Origin of the sequence: Microaerobacter geothermalis (genome assembly GCF_021608135.1) — a bacterium.
Lineage (GTDB): Bacteria > Bacillota > Bacilli > DSM-22679 > DSM-22679 > Microaerobacter > Microaerobacter geothermalis.
In genome coordinates this window covers 1-20,456 of record NZ_JAKIHL010000049.1, presented here as the reverse complement: position 1 = coordinate 20,456, position 20,456 = coordinate 1, and the positions used below count along the sequence as shown (strand labels likewise).

General features: G+C 39.6%; 22 protein-coding genes, 1 pseudogene and 1 other annotated feature. Of the genes and pseudogenes, 1 reads left to right on the top strand and 22 read right to left on the bottom strand.

Going from position 1 to position 20,456, the window contains the following annotated elements; all coding sequences use genetic code 11:
* Window positions 1-221: 221 nt before the first annotated feature.
* The 6 genes and pseudogenes from L1765_RS14465 to metG all read right to left on the bottom strand — a co-directional run.
* Window positions 222-440: pseudogene (locus tag L1765_RS14465) on the bottom strand (transposase); the annotation flags it as partial.
* A gap of 131 nt (window positions 441-571) precedes the next feature.
* Window positions 572-1,441 carry a sporulation peptidase YabG gene (gene yabG, locus L1765_RS14460; protein ID WP_236408198.1) on the bottom strand — a complete coding sequence of 290 codons (870 nt, stop codon included), beginning with the start codon at window positions 1,439-1,441 and terminating at the stop codon, window positions 572-574.
* A gap of 78 nt (window positions 1,442-1,519) precedes the next feature.
* Window positions 1,520-2,398: a 16S rRNA (adenine(1518)-N(6)/adenine(1519)-N(6))-dimethyltransferase RsmA gene (gene rsmA, locus L1765_RS14455; protein ID WP_236408197.1), complete on the bottom strand. Its 879-nt coding sequence runs from the start codon at window positions 2,396-2,398 to the stop codon at window positions 1,520-1,522.
* Window positions 2,395-2,943 (bottom strand): ribonuclease M5, encoded by a 549-nt coding sequence (gene rnmV / locus L1765_RS14450; protein WP_236408196.1) that lies wholly within the window; start codon window positions 2,941-2,943, stop codon window positions 2,395-2,397. Before rnmV ends, rsmA begins: the two co-directional genes overlap by 4 nt.
* Before the next feature lie 3 nt (window positions 2,944-2,946).
* Window positions 2,947-3,714 carry a TatD family hydrolase gene (locus L1765_RS14445; protein ID WP_236408195.1) on the bottom strand — a complete coding sequence of 256 codons (768 nt, stop codon included), beginning with the start codon at window positions 3,712-3,714 and terminating at the stop codon, window positions 2,947-2,949.
* A gap of 21 nt (window positions 3,715-3,735) precedes the next feature.
* A complete protein-coding gene (gene metG / locus L1765_RS14440; protein WP_236408194.1) occupies window positions 3,736-5,715 on the bottom strand; it encodes a methionine--tRNA ligase in 1,980 nt (659 codons plus the stop codon).
* 106 nt (window positions 5,716-5,821) lie between these two features.
* Window positions 5,822-6,092: a binding site (T-box leader), on the bottom strand.
* Window positions 6,093-6,308: 216 nt separating this feature from the next.
* Between metG and L1765_RS14435 the strand changes: the two genes are divergently transcribed.
* Window positions 6,309-6,560 carry an AbrB/MazE/SpoVT family DNA-binding domain-containing protein gene (locus L1765_RS14435; protein WP_236408193.1) on the top strand — a complete coding sequence of 84 codons (252 nt, stop codon included), beginning with the start codon at window positions 6,309-6,311 and terminating at the stop codon, window positions 6,558-6,560.
* Window positions 6,561-6,624: 64 nt separating this feature from the next.
* Here L1765_RS14435 and rsmI read toward each other — a convergent pair whose 3' ends face one another.
* The 16 genes from rsmI to L1765_RS14355 form a co-directional block, all read right to left on the bottom strand.
* Entirely contained in the window at window positions 6,625-7,539 is a 915-nt protein-coding gene (gene rsmI / locus L1765_RS14430; protein ID WP_236408192.1) for a 16S rRNA (cytidine(1402)-2'-O)-methyltransferase, read from the bottom strand.
* Between the two features lie 2 nt (window positions 7,540-7,541).
* On the bottom strand, window positions 7,542-8,285 hold the full coding sequence (locus L1765_RS14425) for a tRNA1(Val) (adenine(37)-N6)-methyltransferase (RefSeq protein ID WP_236408191.1): 744 nt from the start codon (window positions 8,283-8,285) through the stop codon (window positions 7,542-7,544).
* Window positions 8,286-8,407: 122 nt separating this feature from the next.
* A complete protein-coding gene (yabA, locus tag L1765_RS14420) occupies window positions 8,408-8,746 on the bottom strand; it encodes a DNA replication initiation control protein YabA (protein WP_236408190.1) in 339 nt (112 codons plus the stop codon).
* Between the two features lie 22 nt (window positions 8,747-8,768).
* Window positions 8,769-9,572: a PSP1 domain-containing protein gene (locus L1765_RS14415; RefSeq protein ID WP_236408189.1), complete on the bottom strand. Its 804-nt coding sequence runs from the start codon at window positions 9,570-9,572 to the stop codon at window positions 8,769-8,771.
* Complete coding sequence (gene holB / locus L1765_RS14410; protein ID WP_236408188.1) at window positions 9,544-10,557, bottom strand: DNA polymerase III subunit delta'; 1,014 nt, start codon at window positions 10,555-10,557, stop codon at window positions 9,544-9,546. The genes L1765_RS14415 and holB overlap by 29 nt, the downstream gene beginning before the upstream one ends.
* A gap of 15 nt (window positions 10,558-10,572) precedes the next feature.
* Window positions 10,573-11,016, bottom strand: coding sequence for a YaaR family protein (locus L1765_RS14405; RefSeq protein ID WP_236408187.1), 444 nt, complete (start codon window positions 11,014-11,016; stop codon window positions 10,573-10,575).
* A 13-nt stretch (window positions 11,017-11,029) separates the two neighbouring features.
* The gene (locus L1765_RS14400; protein ID WP_236408186.1) at window positions 11,030-11,359 is read right to left on the bottom strand and encodes a cyclic-di-AMP receptor; all 330 of its coding nucleotides are present in this window, start codon (window positions 11,357-11,359) and stop codon (window positions 11,030-11,032) included.
* A complete protein-coding gene (gene tmk / locus L1765_RS14395) occupies window positions 11,356-12,033 on the bottom strand; it encodes a dTMP kinase (RefSeq protein WP_407942283.1) in 678 nt (225 codons plus the stop codon). The genes L1765_RS14400 and tmk overlap by 4 nt, the downstream gene beginning before the upstream one ends.
* A gap of 2 nt (window positions 12,034-12,035) precedes the next feature.
* Window positions 12,036-13,502 (bottom strand): aminotransferase class I/II-fold pyridoxal phosphate-dependent enzyme, encoded by a 1,467-nt coding sequence (locus L1765_RS14390; protein WP_236408184.1) that lies wholly within the window; start codon window positions 13,500-13,502, stop codon window positions 12,036-12,038.
* Between the two features lie 118 nt (window positions 13,503-13,620).
* Entirely contained in the window at window positions 13,621-13,803 is a 183-nt protein-coding gene (locus L1765_RS14385; protein WP_236408183.1) for a sigma factor G inhibitor Gin, read from the bottom strand.
* Window positions 13,804-13,899: 96 nt separating this feature from the next.
* On the bottom strand, window positions 13,900-14,646 hold the full coding sequence (locus L1765_RS14380) for a glycosyltransferase family 2 protein (RefSeq protein ID WP_236408182.1): 747 nt from the start codon (window positions 14,644-14,646) through the stop codon (window positions 13,900-13,902).
* The gene (locus L1765_RS14375) at window positions 14,643-16,118 is read right to left on the bottom strand and encodes an alkaline phosphatase family protein (protein WP_236408199.1); all 1,476 of its coding nucleotides are present in this window, start codon (window positions 16,116-16,118) and stop codon (window positions 14,643-14,645) included. Before L1765_RS14375 ends, L1765_RS14380 begins: the two co-directional genes overlap by 4 nt.
* Window positions 16,115-16,966: a lysylphosphatidylglycerol synthase transmembrane domain-containing protein gene (locus L1765_RS14370; protein ID WP_236408181.1), complete on the bottom strand. Its 852-nt coding sequence runs from the start codon at window positions 16,964-16,966 to the stop codon at window positions 16,115-16,117. The genes L1765_RS14375 and L1765_RS14370 overlap by 4 nt, the downstream gene beginning before the upstream one ends.
* A complete protein-coding gene (locus L1765_RS14365; protein ID WP_236408180.1) occupies window positions 16,953-17,918 on the bottom strand; it encodes a GDP-mannose 4,6-dehydratase in 966 nt (321 codons plus the stop codon). Before L1765_RS14365 ends, L1765_RS14370 begins: the two co-directional genes overlap by 14 nt.
* Window positions 17,919-17,956: 38 nt before the next feature.
* Window positions 17,957-19,462: an ArnT family glycosyltransferase gene (locus tag L1765_RS14360; protein ID WP_236408179.1), complete on the bottom strand. Its 1,506-nt coding sequence runs from the start codon at window positions 19,460-19,462 to the stop codon at window positions 17,957-17,959.
* Between the two features lie 3 nt (window positions 19,463-19,465).
* On the bottom strand, window positions 19,466-20,209 hold the full coding sequence (locus L1765_RS14355; RefSeq protein WP_236408178.1) for a hypothetical protein: 744 nt from the start codon (window positions 20,207-20,209) through the stop codon (window positions 19,466-19,468).
* Window positions 20,210-20,456: the final 247 nt, after the last annotated feature.

The window sequence follows — 20,456 nt, the reverse complement described above, 5'->3', positions numbered from 1 at the left end:
CTGTTACAACAGATAGGTCATCCTTCATCCCTTAATGGCCCTAATAGCTTGTATCGTGAATGAAATCAAGGGCGAGCGACAGCGAGGGCTTTGCCTTTACCCTTGATGAAATGAGCGATACAAGCTAGCATCCCTCAAGGGATGAAGAACATCTAAAAAAGTGACAGAATCACTGACGTTTTAATATGACATTTTCACTGACGCTTGACATATAATTATTCTTAAACGACCGATTTTAATTCTTCATGGTAAATATCATTGGGTGATCGATATCCCAATATTTTTCTGGGGAGCGTGTTGCACCAGTTTTCCACGTAGACAATAAGTGACTCGTCGATGTCGTCAATTGATTTGCCCTTGGGGATGAATCGACGGATCAGTCCATTGTGACGCTCGTTTGTTCCTCTTTCGCTCGATGTGTAGGGATGGGTGTAATACACTTCTACTTGTGCTGAGTCAATAGCATGACTTGTTGCATTTGATTTTACAATGAACCAAAATAAAAACACTTCTCATAAAAGAAGTGTTTTTATTGCGTTCATCTAATAAATTTTCAATTTATGAACAAATTTCATTCCGTTTCACTTTTTCCCCAATTAGGTATTCCTATTCTGTATACACCCCTGGTTTCAATCCCTCCAATTCCATCTAAGCCGGTCAGGGAATTTTTTATCACATCCATTGCCTGTACGGATTGGGCAATGGGGGTAAAGGCAGGCTTTTGGATCACATAAACAGGATCTAAAGCATGGATATTTACTCTTTCGGGAGAGCTGGCATAATTGGCTCCCGCATCGATGATTGCTTCAAAGTATGACTGACAAGCTCCTGCAAAAATAATAAGTTGATCAAAGCTTCTCTCCCATTGTCTTGCCTGTTTCACTGCATCTACATAAAATCTGGAATTATAATAGCTATTTATATCATTGCGATTCTTACCCTTAATAAAACCGTCATGCCCCGTGATGACAAGAATATCAGGTTTTTCTTGCTGTAAATATTTTAACACCCTCATTGGCATTTCCTGTTCTGATACACTTACTCCATAAGCTGGAATATTCATCTCTTTGTAGCTCTGCAAACATTTTTTTAAATAACCAGGATCCCCATCCAAGTGAAGGACTTTACCTGGTAATTCTATGAATGAAGGAGATGCCGGATTCGTCTCTCTTTGAAACCATTCAAGCTTTTCCCGCATCAGCCTCCTCTCCTGAGTGATGAGCCGTTTTGATTCCTCTTCCCAGTTTTGAATTGCCATTTTTTTTTTTGCAATTTCTTCCGACTCCATTTTGATTAGATCATCAAGGGGAGCATCAGCATATAATCGGTATTCAATTCCTTTGATTACTGCGATTCCTTTTGCCTTGTTAATTTCTACTACCTTGAACAAGATATCATGACCATAGGATTTGCGGGCGACGATATCCCCGATATGAATCATAAAAACCACCCTCCTTCCTGCTCTACATATGTATGCCAGAGCCCAAAGAAGGGTGATTCGTCTATCCATTGCTCAAGATTATTTTATCATCTTTTGTTCAGCAAAACGGTTACTTATTGCAGCAAATTCATCGATGGATAATGTTTCTGCCCTTCTACCGCCATTAATAGATAAAGAGTCAAGAATCGCTTTAACTTGTTCTTTTTGTCCCCTTAAATGGAGATTATTTAACAGGTTATTCATTAAGGTTTTTCTCCTATGAGCAAAGGAACCTCTAATGACCCGAAAAAATAAAGGCTCATCGATTACCTCAACAGCCGGTTTTTCACGTAGGGTAAGTTTGATAATCGCAGACTCCACTTTGGGCTGGGGAACAAATACAGATTTGGGTACGGTCATTTCATAAGAAGGAACCGTGTAATACTGGATGGCAATGCTTAGGGAACCATAGTCCTTGGAACCTGGTTTAGCTGTCATCCGGTCAGCCACTTCTTTTTGGATCATCACCACAATATGTTCCAAAGGAAGCCTATCCTGTAATAGTTTCATCAGAATTGGAGTGGTCACATAATAAGGAAGATTGGCAACCACACTGATTTTTTGATATGGAGATAAGTATCGGTGAATTTCTTGAATAAGATTTGCAGCCAAAATATCCTGATGAATGATCACCACATTGGAGTACGGCTGAAGGGTATCTTTGAGGATTTCAATTAACCGTTGATCCAACTCAAAGGCAAGTACTTTTCCACTGCTCTGAGCCAGTTGTTCAGTTAAAGCCCCAATGCCCGGCCCTATCTCAATAACCCCTTTATCTTTCGTTAATTCTGCTTTTTTCACAATATTTTTTAATATATTAATGTCAACCAAAAAATTCTGACCCAAGCTTTTTTTAAATTGAAAGCCATACTTTTTCAAAATCTCAGTGGTCCGGCTGGGCGTTGCAATCTCCTTCATTTTCTTTCCTCCGCTGCCGACGTATAGGCTGATAAAAATTCATCCCTTGAGATGCCAAAAACCCTTAATCGCTTAAAAAATTGCTGTCCATTTCCATACCCGATCCCCAGCTTATCCCCCAAAACCATTCGCATTTCCTTTGAGCCTTTACCGCCCGTCAACCCAAATGAAACCATCTCATCCCAAGTAATCGGAGACTTAAACCTATCATCCGCCTCTGTCCGCACCTTTAGCAAAGCTTCCTTAATCGCTTCGGGAGAAGCATTTTCAACTCCAATATCCCCATTTTCTAATGCTTCAATCCTTGGGAGGAAGGCATGCTTACATCCTTCAACCCTCTCGCTCAGTACACGGCGAATTCTCTCCCCCGCATAATCGGGGTCGGTGAATATGATGATTCCCCTTCTTTCCTGAACCAACTTCAGCTTCTGTATCAGTTCTTCTGTTATGGCTAAACCGCCAGTTTCTATCGTATCGGCTTCAACAGCCCTTGTTACCGCAATGGTGTCATTTTTTCCTTCAACAACAATCACTTCTTTGATCATGCTTCACCTGATATGAAATATTTTTTTTGCATTTTCCATGGTTACCTTAGCCAACTCCTCATATTCAACACCCTTTAATTGTGCCATCCCTTCCGCCACATACTTGACATAAGCAGTTTCATTTCTTTTTCCCCGATAAGGTTCCGGAGTTAGATACGGACAGTCTGTTTCTATCAAAAGCCGGTCCAAGGGAATTTCTTTTACCACTTCTTTCAGTTTTCTCGCATTTTTAAATGTGATCGGACCGCCGAAAGAAATGTAAAAATTCATATCCATGCACATTTTGGCAATTTCCCAGCTTCCCGAGAAGCAGTGCATAATTCCCCCCACTTCATATGCTTTTTCTTCCTTCAAGATATCAACGATATCCTGATGGGCATCCCGGTTGTGAATTACAATTGGCTTTTTTACTTCCTTTGCTAAAGCAATTTGCTTCCTAAAGACTTCTTTTTGGATATCTTGAGGGGAGTAGTCCCAATAATAATCGAGACCAATCTCCCCAACAGCAACCACTTTATCATGAGTCATCAAATTTCGTAACCAATCAAGATCTTCTTCATTCATTTCTTTTGCTTCCGTCGGATGCCACCCCAGTGCGGCATAGATAAATGGAAAGGTTTCAGCCAATTCCAAGCAGGAAGGAATGGTCTCCCGGTTATATCCGATATTCACAATATAACGAACTCCATTATCAAGGGCCCTTTGAATCACCTCATCCCGATCGTCGTTAAATTTCTCGTCATTTAAATGGGCATGAGTATCAAATAGCAATATCTGTTCATCCTTTCTATTCTACTTTACTATGGCTCCATTTGGCATGGAATTAGGTACGGTAACCAGGGTTAATTGATCCCCTTCACTGGCAGCTAGAATCATTCCGTTTGAGTCTACCCCTCTTAAAACCACAGGTTTCAAATTGGTGACACAAACAACCTTTTTACCTAGCAATTCTTCCGGTTTATAAAACTTTGCAATCCCTGATACCACTTGCCTTTTTTCGTAACCTAAATCCAGTTGAAGCTTCAATAATTTATCTGTTTTAGGTACCGGTTCAGCCTGTAATACTTGGGCCACCCTTAATTCTACCTTTGAAAAATCGTCAATATTAATTTGTGATTTCATTTCTTTTTTTTCCAAAGCCTCTTTCTTTTTTTTGTTCTCCTCCGCTCTCTTTCTGGCCTCAGCCGTTGAAGCGTCAATCACCTTCATTTCCTCTTCTACATCCAATCGCGGGAAAAGGGCCTCGCCTCTGATCATTTTATTTCCTGCCGGGAGCAAACCCCATTGGCGAGCAGAATCCCACCGGGTGATTTCGGCCAGGTTCTCTATCCCCAGCTGACTCCAAATTTTCCTTGGAGCTTTTGTCATGAAGGGCTGCAGGAGAATGGAAATAATGCGAATTCCTTCAGCCAAGTGATATAAGACGGTCCCTAAACGGTCACGATTTTTCTCATCTTTGGCCAATACCCAAGGCATCGTTTCATCAATGTATTTATTGCATCTGCTGATAAATTGCCAAAGATGGGACAATGCGGAACCAAATACCATTTGATCCATGTATTCCTCTACTTTGGCTGCAGTCTCCACCGCCATTTGGATAAGGGAATCATCATATTCTCCCCTCTGGCTGGGCTTTGGGATGATCCCTTCAAAATACTTTTCGACCATGGCAAAGGTTCTGCTGATTAAATTACCTAAATCATTGGCCAGGTCATAATTTAACCTCTGAATGAAGGCTTCCGGAGTAAATACTCCGTCTTGTCCAAAGGGAATTTCCCTTAATAGAAAATAGCGAATGCTGTCTGACCCGTATCGGTCAATCAAGAATTTGGGATCGATCACATTTCCCTTTGATTTTGACATTTTTCCGTCCGGCATAAGCAGCCATCCATGACCAAATACCTTTTTCGGCAGTGGCAAATCCAATGCCATCAGAATAATAGGCCAATAAATCGTATGGAATCGAAGAATATCCTTTCCAATCATATGAACATCAGCAGGCCAATATTTTTTAAATTTACTGTTATCATCTGACATATAACCAAGGGCGGTAATATAGTTGGCTAAAGCATCTATCCATACATAAATCACATGATCAGGATCATTGGGAACCTTGATTCCCCATTCAAAAGTCGTACGGGATACACATAAATCTTCCAAACCTGGCTTCAAAAAATTGTTGACCATTTCATTTCGTCTCGATTCAGGCTGGATAAAATCAGGGTGACTTTCAATATGTTTTAGAAGCCTGTCCTGATATTTAGACATCTTGAAGAAATAGCTTTTCTCTTTTACCAAGTTTACATCCCTTTCACAATCAGGGCATACAAATCTTTCTCCCTTTTTTGCCTGCCTTTCAGTCCAAAATGCCTCACAATCGACACAATAATACCCTTCATATTCTCCCAAGTAGATGTCTCCCTGATCAAGGAGCTTTTGGAAAATCTTCTGAACGGGAATTTTATGCCTTTCTTCCGTGGTTCTGATAAAATCATCATAGGAAATATCCAACTTGTTCCAAAGATCCTTGATCCAATCCACCACCGGATCAATAAATTCCAATGGATCTTTTCCTTCCATAGCAGCTCTTCTTTGCAATTTTTGCCCATGTTCATCGGTCCCTGTCAGATAAAAAACATCAAATCCTCTTAACCTCTTATACCGTGCCATGGCATCACAGGCTATGGTTGTATAGGCATTTCCGATATGCAGTGTATTGCTTGGATAATAGATAGGGGTTGTAATATAAAATGTCCGTTTACTCACAATCATTCTCCTTTCCTTTTAAGCTCTCATTTTTTCAAAATGTGTCACTTATACCACAGAAGCGGAACTAAATTCTTTTAGTTCCAACCATATATAAAAATCCCCCGTCCCATATTGGGACGAGGGAATATTCCCACGTGGTACCACCCAAATTCCCTGTTATCTTACAATAACAGGCTCTGCCAGCAAAAGACTGCCCCTGTAACGCAGGGTTACGTTCCCTCCTAAATTCAATCAATCCCGTTTTCAAACTCCTTATTGAAAGAAATTCGAAGGCAATTCTCTGGGACCATCTTCATCTTATCCCACTTATACCGGCTTTCAGCTTCCACCGGCTCTCTGCAATAAGGGTCAAAGACTACTCTTCCCTTCATCGATTCGTTTATCATATTGTTTGAATATCTTAGCCAAAAATATACATAATTCATCGGTCTCTGTCAAGGGAAGGAAAAAATCACCCTAACTTATTGGAGACTTAGAAAAGTATTGACTAGAATGGGAAAGGTTGGTATTATGAGAATGAGAAAAATTTGTCGAATTTTGACGACATTTGTAATCATATGTTAAAAATGATGATCTTGAGAGGAGATGGATGTAAAATGATGAAATCAACCGGGATTGTTCGCAAAGTGGACGAGCTAGGAAGAGTGGTGATCCCCATTGAATTAAGGAGAACCTTAGGAATTGGGGAAAAAGATGCCCTTGAAATTTATGTGGATGGGGAACGTATTATCTTAAAGAAGTATGAACCAGCCTGCATCTTCTGTGGAAACGCAGATAAGGTCACCCATTTTAAAGGCAAGGTAGTCTGCTCCGACTGTTTGGCTGAGATCCCAGAACCTGTGAAATAAGCTGCTATTCTTACAGCCAACTTCCAATCATCCCCCTGTTTGTTACCAGGGGGATGAATTCATTTTACCGGGGGATAATATGATCCATTTGATGAAAATGGTTGTACACTTCTCTTTTCGGAAGGCCCCGGTCCAAAGCCGTTTGTTTAATGGCCTCATTTTTTCGAAGCCCTTGCTGAATATAATGATTGACATGATCATGTACGGATAAACCAATCCACCAATCTTCAGACTGAGATCCAGATGAAACCGATGGATTCAATCGATGAATTGACGGATACCCCTCTAATATAATGGTAAATTCCCCCCGGTGCTCTCCATCTAGAAACCATTGATCCAATTCTTCCAAATTGCCGCGAATAAACTCTTCATATTTTTTGGTTAATTCCCGGCATATGGAGATTTTCCTGGAACCAAATACTTTTCTCATGGTTTGTAAAGTTTTTTTGATTCGATGGGGACCTTCATAAAATATTAATGTCATAGGATATTCTTTAAGCCCTTCAAAAAACTGAACTTTTTCTTTTTCATGGCGAGGAGGGAAACCAAAAAATGCAAAGGATTGGGTGGATAATCCGGAGGCAATCAATCCGGTGAGGGCTGCATTGGCTCCTGGAACGGGAATGACATGAAACCCTTCTTCTAGACATTGGACCACCAAATCTGCTCCTGGATCCGATATTGCAGGCATTCCAGCATCTGAGACCAGTGCGATTATTTTCCCTTCACGCAGGTATTGAATGAACTGGGACCCCTTTTGTCTTTTATTATGTTCATGGTAGCTGGAAAGAGGCTTGTCAATGGCAAAGTGATTCAAAAGCTTCAGGGTTTGTCTTGTGTCTTCAGCAGCAATCATATCCGCTTCCCGCAACACCTGTACGGCCCGATAGGTCATATCATCGAGATTGCCAATGGGAGTGGACACAAGATATAAAACTCCTTTTCCATCAAGGGCTTGATAGCTTCTCTGAATAAACATGATTATCCTCCGTAATATATTTTCATTAACTCGCTTGTGTATTCTCCATTCTCCTCATATACCACCATCGGCGGAAGAAGTCTGACCTCCACTCCTCCATCCTTGATCCCTTCAACCAAAATCATATTGGCAGCCTCATCTATTCTGGGATGAACAAATCGAATTCTTTTCGGTTCTATCCGATATTTTCTCATAAAATACAGCAAGTCAACCATGCGGGAAGGTCGATGGACCAATGCTACCTTCCCTCCTGATTTCACCAGTTTGCTGCAAGCAATGATCACTTCCTCCAAATTGCAATAAATTTCATGTCTGGCAATGGCAAGATGGGAGTTTACATTCTGATCCCCTGTTCCTTTGGATAGATAGGGAGGGTTGCAGGTAACGACATCATATCCCCCCTGTTCCAAAAACAGATGGGCTTCCTTTATGTCCCCATGTATCATATGAATCTGCTGGTCTAAATGATTCATGGCAATACTTCGCAATGCCATATCCACAATTCGTGGTTGAAGCTCAACCCCGGTGATCTGGGCCTTTGTTCTGGTGCTTAACAAAAGGGGAATCACTCCATTACCGGAGCATAAATCAACAATTTTTCCTTTAACCGGAACAGAAACAAAATGAGAAAGCAAAACCGCATCCATGGAAAAACAAAAAACATTTTTGCTTTGAATAATCTTAAGATCATTTGTTAACAAATCGTCAATTCGCTCATCCTCGTATAGGGTTAGTTGATCGGCCATATTTCCTCCAATTGTGAATAAGTATACAAACGAAATTAAAGAATTCACTAAGGACAGCCTTCGAGTTCGTGCTAAAGTAATTTCCCACATCTACAGATAAAAAAGGGTCCCTATGGACCCATTTACTTATTTAGAAATGACAGACAGAAAAGACAGTCGCCCTCAGTCCTCAAACTTCCATAGTGAACATGGCAAATATGAAATCCTTCATAATAAAGCCGGGCCAGATTATCATAGCCTTCCCCTACCACATGATTTCTCTGCCCGTTTTCTTCTTTTTTCTGATTTTCCTGCTCCTTATTCGCCATCATATCACGCAAATTCTGGTTCTCCAGGGATAGACTTTTGTTTTCTTCCAATAACGCAACCACATGCTGTTTTAATATCTTCACTTCCCGGTAAAGTCTACCCAACTGCTCCTCCATTTCGGCTACCTGTGTATATATGTCGCTTTTATCCACAAGCTCCACCCCAATTTCACAGTTAGTCCATAGTTACAACATCTTCTAATGGAAATTCAATCATTTTTTGATCGTCCATGAATTCAACTTGAACCAACCGCTCTAAAATATTTAATCCGATCACTTTCCCCTCACCTTTTGGCGTAAACACCTTCTGTCCAATATCCGGTAAAACTTCTCTGGCACTTTCATAATTTTCACTTTCATATTTCAGACAACACATCAAACGTCCGCAAAGACCGGAAATTTTCGTCGGGTTTAGAGAGAGGTTTTGATCTTTGGCCATTTTGATAGAAACGGGTTCAAAATCCCCCAGAAAGCTTGAACAACAGAGAATTCGTCCACAGGGACCTATTCCTCCCAGCATTTTGGCCTCATCCCTTACCCCAATCTGCCTTAATTCGATACGGGTTCTAAACACCGCTGCCAAATCCTTGACCAATTCGCGAAAATCAACCCGGCCATCGGCAGTAAAATAAAAGATAATTTTATTCCGGTCAAAAGTATACTCTACATCAACAAGCTTCATATCAAGCTGATGTTCCTCAATCTTTTTCATGCAAATCTGAAAAGCTTCCTTGGCTTCTTCTTTATTTTGCATAACCAGTGACGCATCCTCTTCTGTTGCAATTCGCATCACCTTTTTAAGAGGGAGAACCACGTCATCCTCTGAAACTTCCTTCTTACCAATCACGATCTTTCCGTATTCAATTCCCCTTGTCGTTTCAACAATCACATGCTGATCCTTTTCAACCGGCCAGTCTCCCGGATCAAAATAATAGATCTTACCCGCTTTTTTAAAGCGGACTCCTACTACTTGATACAATGCGATCACTCCTTAGATGAATAACCACTTGTTCCAGAATAAGTTGAGGATTTGCATAGGATGAGAGTTTCTTTTTTGCTTCCAGTATTTTCTCCATCCCGTTGATCCCATCATCTATCTCCATTTTACTTCCTTGTCTTTTAATAGATTCTTGTTGTTCTACAAATATAGACGGACCTTCTGCATGGTTAATTTTCATAAATATTAAATCCCGCCACCATAACAAAAAAATATCCAAAAATAATTGCAGATTCTCCTTAAACTCATCATTGACGGAAAATTGTTGCTGTATCGTAAAAAAGGCTTGGTTGGGCCTAAAAAGAATCTCTTCTGACAATTGTATCACTAGGTTCTTCAACCGTGCAAATAATTCTGATTGGCATAATTGTCTGGCTTCATCCAAATCTGCCGTAATATGGGCAGAAAGTCGGGCCAATTCTGGATGGAATCCTTCATCCATGAGATATCCGGCCAATAACTTCGGTGATGGGGTAGAAAAGGTAACGATCTGGCAACGGGATCGAATCGTAGGTAAGATTGCATGTTCGTTTTCACTAAGGAGTACTGCTACAACACCGGAAGTCGGTTCCTCCAAGAACTTAAGCAAACTGTTAGCTGCCTGAAGGGTCAAGAATTCCGCTTGATGAATGATATAAATTTTCCTTTGGGATTCTGTACTCCGATAGGAAGATTTCCTCTGCAGCTCCCTCATTTGTTCAATTTTAAGGGACCTCCCCTCTGGTACTACCTCAAAAACATCAGGATGATTTCCATTTTCTATCCTTCTGCAATTTCTGCATTGATCACAGGGGTTTAATGAATCATTCTCACAAAACAAAGCTTTTGCTAATTCTATTGCAATTTTTCTTTTTCCTGTGCCCCGGGCACCGGTGAATAAATAAGCATGGGTAATTCTTTTATTTTTTAAACTGCGCTGCAACATTGAAACTGCCCGATTTTGCCCTTGAATCTTATCCCAAGACACATGTCATCATCCTTATCAAATATATAAATTAAGCAGCAAACCCTTAATATCGCCAATTCGTTCCAATAAATCAATTCCTTTTTTCTCCTTGGCCAACACTTCCTCGGTCAGTTGAAGAAGTTGTTCATCTATCTTCTTAATGGTTGTAAACATCTTCCCCCTGCCCCGAAGGTCCCAACCCTGTTCTTTTTTAAGGAATAATCCGGAGTTTACGGCATCTTTTACAAATTTTTTAACCAAGCTTTTATATATCATCAGATCTTTTACTGTTCTGCTATTGGCCAAAATCTTCCCCTGACTTTCAATATTCTTTAACAATTGATCCAACCCGGCTCTTTCCATGTGTTCCTTCTGCTGATTTAGTTCATGAATAAAGGAACTTTTCTGCGTACCTGCTTTTTTTCCTTCTGGTCCAATCAATGATTCTGTAATGGATCGGATTCCATCACCGATTTTCATGGATCATCACACCCTAAAATTGAGCAAACTGCTCAATAGGTAATATAAATACCGTGGCCCCACCAACCTGAACTTCCACAGGATAAGGAATATATGATTCCACATTTCCCCCGAAGGAGGAAACAGGAGAAACCAACTTTTCTCTGGCTTTACAGTTTGCCTTTATAATCGTCAACACATCTTCCACCCGGTCATCATCCACTCCAATGAGAAAAGTAGTATTTCCCGCCTTAAGAAAACCGCCTGTGCTAGCTAACTTTGTTGCCCGAAATCCATTTTCCACCAAAGCGGAAGAGAGACGTCCGCTATCCTTATCCTGTATCACTGCAATAATTAATTTCATTCTAATCCCCCCAGTCGTTTATTGATATATGAGATTAGGTCATCATAAATCAATTGATAAACCTTATCCTGGGATAACGTACCGTTCACCAGCTTAATCCGTTCCTTTTCTTTTTTTGCTAAAGCATAAAAACCATCCCTCACCCTTTGGTGATATTCGTGATTCTTCTGTTCAATCCGATCAAGATTATGATCACCAGACCGTTGCAGTAGTCGATGCTTCCCGATTTCTATGGGTACATCTATGAGATAAGTTCGATGGGGTTTAAACCGGTTCGTGGCAAACTGATTAATTAGTTGAATAGTCTCCAAAGGTATCTGTAACCCATATCCCTGATAAGCAATGCTGGCATCAACAAACCGGTCACATAATACGATATACCCTTTTTCAATGTGGGGGATGATAAATTCCATGACATGTTGAGCCCTTGAGGCAGCATATAGCAATACTTCTGTCTCCTTCACCATTTCCTGAAAAGATGGAGAGAGAAGAATTCTTCTTATCTCATTGCTAATCATGGTACCCCCTGGTTCCCTGGTCGTAACAACTTTAAATCCCTTTTCTTCTAGTTTTTTACCGATTCTTTCAATTTGTGTTGTTTTTCCTGCACCATCGGGGCCTTCAAAAGTAATAAATATTCCTGGATGATTCAAATCATCATTCCTCCAATACATCTTTATATTAATACACGAATGTTCTTAACATGAGGGTCAGATATTCCTTGAAAGCGCATCCCCTGTTCTCTAAGTTTCATGATATGCTCTACAACATCCCTTTCAATGATTTCGCCAAGGGTAATCACAGGAACTCCCGGAGGATATGGAATAACCATTTCTCCAGCAATCTTTCCTATTGCTTCCGTTAACGGCACACTTTTAACAGGACTTGTTTTCACTTTATAAGGGGGAATTACCGGATTACCTGAAAAAAAAGTTTGGGAGGGGAAATGAAAGGAATGGAACCATTTACCCTTTTCCTGTTCAATTTGATCCATGATCTTATTAAAAATTTTACATATGCGATCCATTTCAGCTTCCTGTATACCAGGGGACAACACCATTAAAAGAAGATGGACATCCGCTAATTCCACATAAATACCCAGTTCTTCCAGCCTTCTTTGAAGTTGAAAACCAGTGATTCCCCTTTTTAATACAATCGTGATTTTTAAAGGATCGATATAATCATAGGTTTTTCTTTTTTCATTTGGAGACGGAATATAAAACCATTCATTCCATTGGTTTAAAAAGCTCCTTAAATGATCAGCATATCCAACAGCTTTACAAAATCCCTCTTCGCCCATTTGGACGGCTTCCTTTCTTGCCAAATCCAATGAGGCCATAATAGGAAAAGAGGGACTGCTTGATTGCAAAATAGTTAACCATTCCTTTACTAGATCCCTATTTATGCGGTTTCCTTTTATATGAAGCATCGCTCCCATCGTCATTGCTGAAAGCATTTTATGGGTGGATTGCACCACTCCATCTGCCCCTGATTCAATTCCCCGGGGCGGTAATTCTTTGGCAAATCCAAAATGGGCTCCATGGGCTTCATCCACCAATAGAGGAATACCATAGGAGTGAACCACTTCAGCAACCTTATCCAAGAATATACCCATTCCATAATAATTGGGATTTGTAAGAAATACGGCCCTCACATCCTTATGTTCCTCTAACAGCTTCTTCAAATCCTCCACAAGAATGGACGTTGCTATTCCCCAATCTGCTTCTATTTGCGGACGGATATAAACAGGCTGGGCACGGGATAGTAAAATGGCATGAAATACTGATTTATGAGCATTCCTCTGTATGATGATTTTGTCGCCTTGTCCGCAAACGGAAAGAAGAAGAGCAATGTTTCCAACCGTACTCCCTCCCACAAGAAAATGGCTTTCATCTGCTTTAAACGCATCCGCCGCCAATTCCTGAGCCTGAAATATAGGCCCTTCCGGATGATGCAAATCATCTAAATCGTTTAACTCTGTTGCATCAAGGGATAAGATGGAGGAAAACCATTTTTTCCCTTCTGATGAAAAAAAACGACCATGTTTATGTCCAGGTACATGAAGGCTAATGGGATTCTGCTCCCAATGCTTGACCAATGCTTCAAAAAGGGGAGCTGAGTTATGTTTACATTTCCTCTCCAATCAAAAGCATCCTTTCCTTAATCGTTAAAACCTGTTCCTAATTTGATTATATGAAAACCACCATTTGATTCATAGGGAAAAAAGAAAAAACAGAGACTTTTCACTTTGTCTCTGCCTATCATGCATGATTTTTGAGCCAGATTCTTCTCATTTGTTCAATAAAAAACGGGTATTTTTCATCGTAAACATCGGTATCAATAATTTCATGCTCACATGCTATACAGATGAATTCTCCCCATATAGAAATTCCTGTGTCTTTACGCATTCCACATACGATACAATAACGCATTTCCTGCTCCATTAGGAACCTCACCCCTCAATAAATATGTATACCATTATTAACCATTATAATCAGCTTTATACCAGAGGTGAGTTTAAATCTACATATTCCTTTATCTTACTTGGAAATTGGATATCTTTTTTCTTTATGCTCCATGTAAACTCGTTTTTCCCTAACAGGTCTTCTCATCTCCATCATCATTGCCGGAAATACTTTTGATACATAGGGAAAAAAGCGAATAAACGATTCTCCATGTTCCCTTACCTTATATGAAATAGGGACCTCTACCATCCGATAGCCTTTTCTGACTAAATTTAAAGTCATCACCTGTGCATAGTTATAATCGTGGCAAATTTCCACATCTGCCAAAGCTGCCCTTGAAAATGCCCGAAATCCCGACTGCCCGTCATATATCCATTGCCGAAGCAAAAGAGACTGAATCCCTGTAAAGAAATAGTTCCCCCATCTTCTGTACCACTTCATTCCCCTAATGGTTCCTTTAAAACGTGAACCCATCACATAATCAGCTTCGCCATTAAGAATAGGCTGAATCACCTTCGGGATTTCATCGGCAGGGTATTCATCATCGGCATCAATCATCACACCAATGTTTGCTCCAAGTTTATACGCTTCCCTTAATCCTTCCCTAATGGCTGCTCCAAGTCCTTTATTTGTTTCAAAATGAAGAAAGTAATCGGCACCAGACTCTTTGGCTGTTACAACTGTTCCATCTGTGCTTCCATCATTCACAACCAGTACCCTTATCTCCCAATTAGGACCCATATCACGAGGAATTTTTTGTATGACTTTTCCAATGGTTTTTTCTTCATTGTGCGCTGGAATGACGACGATGCATTTTTTCATGCTGTTTCTCCTCCCCCATAATTTTTAATTTCCCCTCTGATTGCTTCAATAAGAACAGACCCCCTTGATTTATTTGGGTATGGTGCCCCCAGCAAATAGGCAAGGGTAGGAGCCACGGACACAAGGGATCTCTTATCCATTATCTTTTTTCCTCGTTCAATCATCGGTCCATGGATAATAAATGGAACAAAACGTTCCCCTTCATCCAAGTGACCATGGCCTCCAATTCCATCCGATTGTCCGTGGTCCGCTGCCACGATAAAGACTGCTCCCTCCAAATCTCCCCTTTGATTCAGCCATTGATAAAATTCCTTAATGAGGAGATCGGCTTCTTCAATCTTCTCTCGATATTCTCCATACAGGGCTCCTCTGCTATGTCCCGTTTGGTCCGTAGCTATTAATTGAACAATCAAGAGATCTGGATTGCTTTCCTCCATGATCATCTTTGCCCGATTCATAATATGTCTATCAGCCTCATCATTTTTCATCACCGCAGTGACACTATCCACATCATTTCCAAAAGCATCAATCAGGTGGGCAATTCCCAAAAGGCGCCCCTTCTTACCCACTTTGCTTAAGCTGTCAAAAATACTTTCGCATCGTACACCTAAACGCCACACCATATTACTTTTAATTCCATGTTCCCTGGGATAAGTTCCAGTAAACATGGAAGAAAAACAAACGACCGTTCTTGCCGGGTAAACGGTTTCCATCTGGGTATATTCCGTGCCATTTTCTGTTAACCAATCGATAAAAGGGGTATTTGCCTCCGCCAACCTGTCTTTTCTGCACCCATCGATAATGACCATCACTACTTTTTTTGCTATGGGGTGAGTAACATCTGGATGATGAGTGTACGAATCGATTTCTTCAGGTTTCCACCGAAACAATAAATAATGGATAAGGAAAGAATAGATCCAAATTCCTCCGGTGAATAAAAGAAGATTGGTCCACTCCATTCCCCCTTGGGTGGAAATTTGAAGATATATACCCTCCAAAACAGTTAATAGCAATAAAAACTTTGGAATCTGTTCCTGAGCATTCCCGCTGGTTGAATCGCTATTTTTTAAAACCAATTTCCAAAATCGGGTGAAATTCCACAGTGTCGTTCCAATTCTTAAGTGATAATAGATCGTCCCCCAAAAAATAACAGTAAAGAAAAAATATAGACCCATAGAAAAGAGGAGAAGAGAAAAAGGGATGACTCCAAAAAGAACAAAGGAAATGGCTAAAGGAAACCATAAGAAATACCTTAAGTGAATGGGAAAATCATAAACATAATAAACAGCAAACAAAGGAAGAACAGCAAAAAGAGCAGTTATACCATCTACCCAAAAGGATCGCACATCCCAATCCGAAATATGGTACATCAAATAAACACCTATAACAAAGACAGGGGTAAATGTTTTCCCTTCATTCAATACGTTCCAAAGCCTGGCTGCCACGATTTCAAAATTTGACGCCTTTTTCACGATTTCTCCAACTCCTGTCGTTTTTTTGCTTCCTTCCACAAAAAACCAATCCCTTCTTTCATCATCAAAAGGGCTGGTAGTCCAAAAAGATAGGAATAAACAAATTTAAATGCATGGGTAAATATAGCTATTTGAATTCCTGTTTCCAATGGAATTCCCTGCTTGAACAAGAAATAGGACATGATTCCTTCATAGGTACCCAATCCACCCGGTGTAACGGAAAAGGTTTGTCCTAGGATTGTAATACTGTTCACCATTGCTGCGGTTGGAAAAGACACCGGCATAAGAATTTGGGCTACAGACCATAAGATTACTCCTTCCATGACCCAACTGGGAAAGATATAAAGAAAAGATCTCGTATATTGATTCCGTCCTTTAAAAATATTAAAGAAAATAATCAGGAGCGTTCCCACTATCATTCCAGGAATAGGCCAAAACAAGAATACAATAAGAAAAAGAAGAGAAATGATATCCAAAATCCTTGATAACAATACGCTCCAAGCTCCTTCTTTCCACGAAACTCCATGGGACCTAACCAGATAAATTCGAATCAAATCTCCTCCTTTAAAGGGAAGAAGATGATTAAAAAGAAGGGTTACATAAATGATTTTCAGCAACTTTCTATTTGAAACCCTGTTTTTCAGAAGAACCTGCCAACCCAGTCCCCGCAACATGAAGGAAATCGTATAGGGAATAAATAGAAAGACAAGTAAGGCAGGATGCTGAAATACACCCTTCCAAAGAGATTGCCATTGTTCAACGGAAAAATTGACATAAATAATATAAACTGACCAAATAAGCAAAAATAACCCAATTCCCCGCCATAGCCATTTTTTATGAATGAACATCCAACTCCTGTAAAAACCATGTTGCAAAGCGGGTTACTCCTTCCTCCCAACTAACTCTTGGTTTATAACCCAACATTTTGTTGGCCAAGCCATAATCACCCCATGTAAACCTGACATCTCCCAAAGGCCGGGTGATTTCAATTTTTTTTGCTTTTCTTCCCAAAGCATGCTCAAGGGATTCTACCATCTTACCAACCGTTACGGTTCTACCGGAACATAAATTATATACTTGAAATCCATTCATCCGCTTAAGGGAAAGAAGGATGCCTTCCACAATATCAGAGATATAAGTATAATCACGGGCTGTTTGATTCCCATAGATTTGGATCTCCCTATTTTCCATGATTGATTTGGCAAAGGAAAAGAGAGCCATGTCAGGCCGCTGCCTTGGTCCGTATACCGTAAAAAAACGAAGAACAGTGATATTCATCTGATAAAGCCTGTGGAAGGTTTCACAAAATACTTCTCCGGCATATTTTGCAGCTCCATAAGGAGATAGGGGCTTTGGATCTGTTTGTTCCTCATGATGCGGCCTGTCCAATAGTTGATGGCCATAAACAGATGAAGAAGATGCAAAAATCAAGCGTGTGCATCCTGATTTTTTAGCCGCCTGCAAAATTGAAACGGTTCCTTTCACATCCACATCCACATAAAATGATGGTTTATCTATAGAATTTCTAACACCTGGCACAGCTGCCAAATGAACAATCGTATCCACTTCATTTTCTTTCAGTAGTTCTTCCATTCTGTTCTCATTTAATATGTCTTCCTGATAAAAATGAACCTTCTCCGACCTTAACAGAGGTTTTAAATTTTTCTTTTTTATTTCTATGTCATAGTATTCATCCAAAACATCTACAACCATCAATTTTTTTACATCTGGTTGAAGAATGAGGCATTCACAGAGGTTTGATCCTATAAAACCAGCACCTCCCGTCACCAGTACATTCATATACAACACCTAAGCCTTCCCAATCTCATGTTTACCTTTCATTTCATGTTTAACCATTGATATAACTCCGGTTTAGCTTCATACAATACAATTTGATTGTAGTTAGGATATAACAAAGAATTTCCCTGAAATACAGCAACCTCATTAAACAACGGATATAAGTCGTATCCTTGTTCCTTGAATCCATTTAACACCGAATTTGTAACAAGCAATTCTTCCTGTTTCCCATAATTTAGGACAGTTTGTTTAAAATAAGATACACTTTGAACTTTCTCTGTTTTTATTTCAGGGAAATAGAAATCAATGACTCTTTCTTCTTCCCAAGTAAATATAAGCATATTTTGTTTAACATAACGCTGGTTCAAATAATCTGCCAACTGAACCATTGGAGGAATTGTCGTTCTGTATTCATATGATAATGATAATCCCTGTACGAAGAAAAATACGGCAAAGATGGCCAACCAAATTTTTTGGGGAATATCCCTTAAAATTGCGATAAACTTTGCAAGAAGAATCATAAATACAGGAGATAAAATTACAATGTGCCTGATTTTATCAACATTTTGTCCCACCATAATCCAAATAAAATACGGAATAACTGAAAGGAAGAGAAAAAAATATGCCCACGTATTATTTTCTCTTTGTCTTCTATTCTTCCACTTTATAAATGTAATCACTAGACCAAGAATAAATATCGCTAAAAGGATAAATTTAGCAATTGGTTGATCTGTAATGATTCCAAACCATCCTTTAAATCCAAGCTGTACCAAGAATTTATAAAGCCTTTCAACCCAATCCCCTGATGTGAGTATGGTTCCCCCCCATTGGGTGAAATGTCCTTCGGTAAACCTTAGTCCTAATTGAAGAAACGGAATAATTCCTCCTTCATGCAAAGCTAGAGGTACAAACCAAAGACTAACAAATACTGCTCCCGTTATTCCTGTAATCAACAATCCTCGCCAAAATGAAACCCATGGCTTGTGATTGTCCATAATTGATCGAAGTAGAGGTATCAATAACATAAAAACATAAGGAAAATACGAAATTCTGATACCCATCGCTAAGGCATATAGAGCAGCTCCTGCAAATAATATTTTTTCATGATCTTTATCCGCCAAAGGAATTTTCAGGGATATCGAAATCAACCATAGGTACAAATAAATGAATAAAATTCCCATCATATCTGACATTGGAACCTCGGCCAAAAGCCAGATCAAAGGATGGACAGCGGTTAAAATGGCTGCCATCCACCCTGTTGATTTTCCAAAAAGATTGGTTGACAGATAAAAAACTGGGAGTATCAATAATCCACCTGATACAGCACTGATCAAAGAGAGGGTCTCTATCTGATCTCCAATTAAAGGATATATTAAAATTCCAAAAAACATATAGATGGGATAACCGGGGAAATGAGGCTGCATGGAAAGCAAATCAAAATTGGATAACCCCAATGCAAAATCTACAGTATCCCAACTGTCGGCATACTTTCCTGCCAATGCCAATCTTAAAATAATGGATATGGTAATGATTAAAACCAAAACCATTGGTTACTTCTTCTTTCCAAGCCATGAAATAAACCAAACAATTCCAATCACAAGAATCAATATTATGCCTATTATCACAAAACCAGAATTTTTACCTCCCACTGATTTTGAAACAATATCCACTGGTGCTTCACCAGCCGCGTGTTCACCATATTCTACGTCTGTTTTAAAATAATCTTTTAACACAGTTAAAATTTCTTCTTTTTTTGCATCAAATTCTGGTCGATTCGGTTCTAGTTTACCGACACCGAATAAACCGGGATTTCCCAATGCTTTTAAAGCATCTTCAAAATCTTTTTTTATAGTTTTATCTAAATCCGGAGAATCCTTTTGAACCAATGGGGACAGTGCTTCATATGTAGCAAATGCTTTAGCTAATAATAATTTCGCTTGAGGATAATCATCAAACGCTTTCGTTAAATTTGTAAATCGGCGGTCAATATTTCTAACTAAAATCACTTGAAAGAGCCGAATTACATCATTATCTCTTTCCTCTTTAATTGCCGAATCCAACTGATCAATCACATCCTGACCAAACTCTTTTACTAGTTCATCTTTTATTTCATCAACCACGGTTTGAACAGTAGTATAATCAGCAGGATTTTGGTTTAGAGCAGCCACAATTTGTTTATATACCTCAGCCACCTTTTCCTCATTTGGATTTCCGTATGAGTATGTATACCCGATATTTGGAAAAATAGACACGATAAATAATATGCCTAATACGAACACCAACCCTTTTCTCATTTACATTCCCTCCACTCTAATTATTTGAGAATCATTATCAATTTGCATTATATGTATGTTTTCCTAATCTGTCAAATAAGAAAAACTTAGATAAGAAGTGCAGGTGATGTTATCAAGTTTGTAGAGTAGAGAACTGAAATTTCATTGCGGGCGGAAGCCCGTTTTACTTTTTCAGTTCCCCCTTCATCAAACCGGACGTGAGGTTTTCCCTCATCCGGCTTTCCGATGTTCTTCTTCCTTCAGCGTT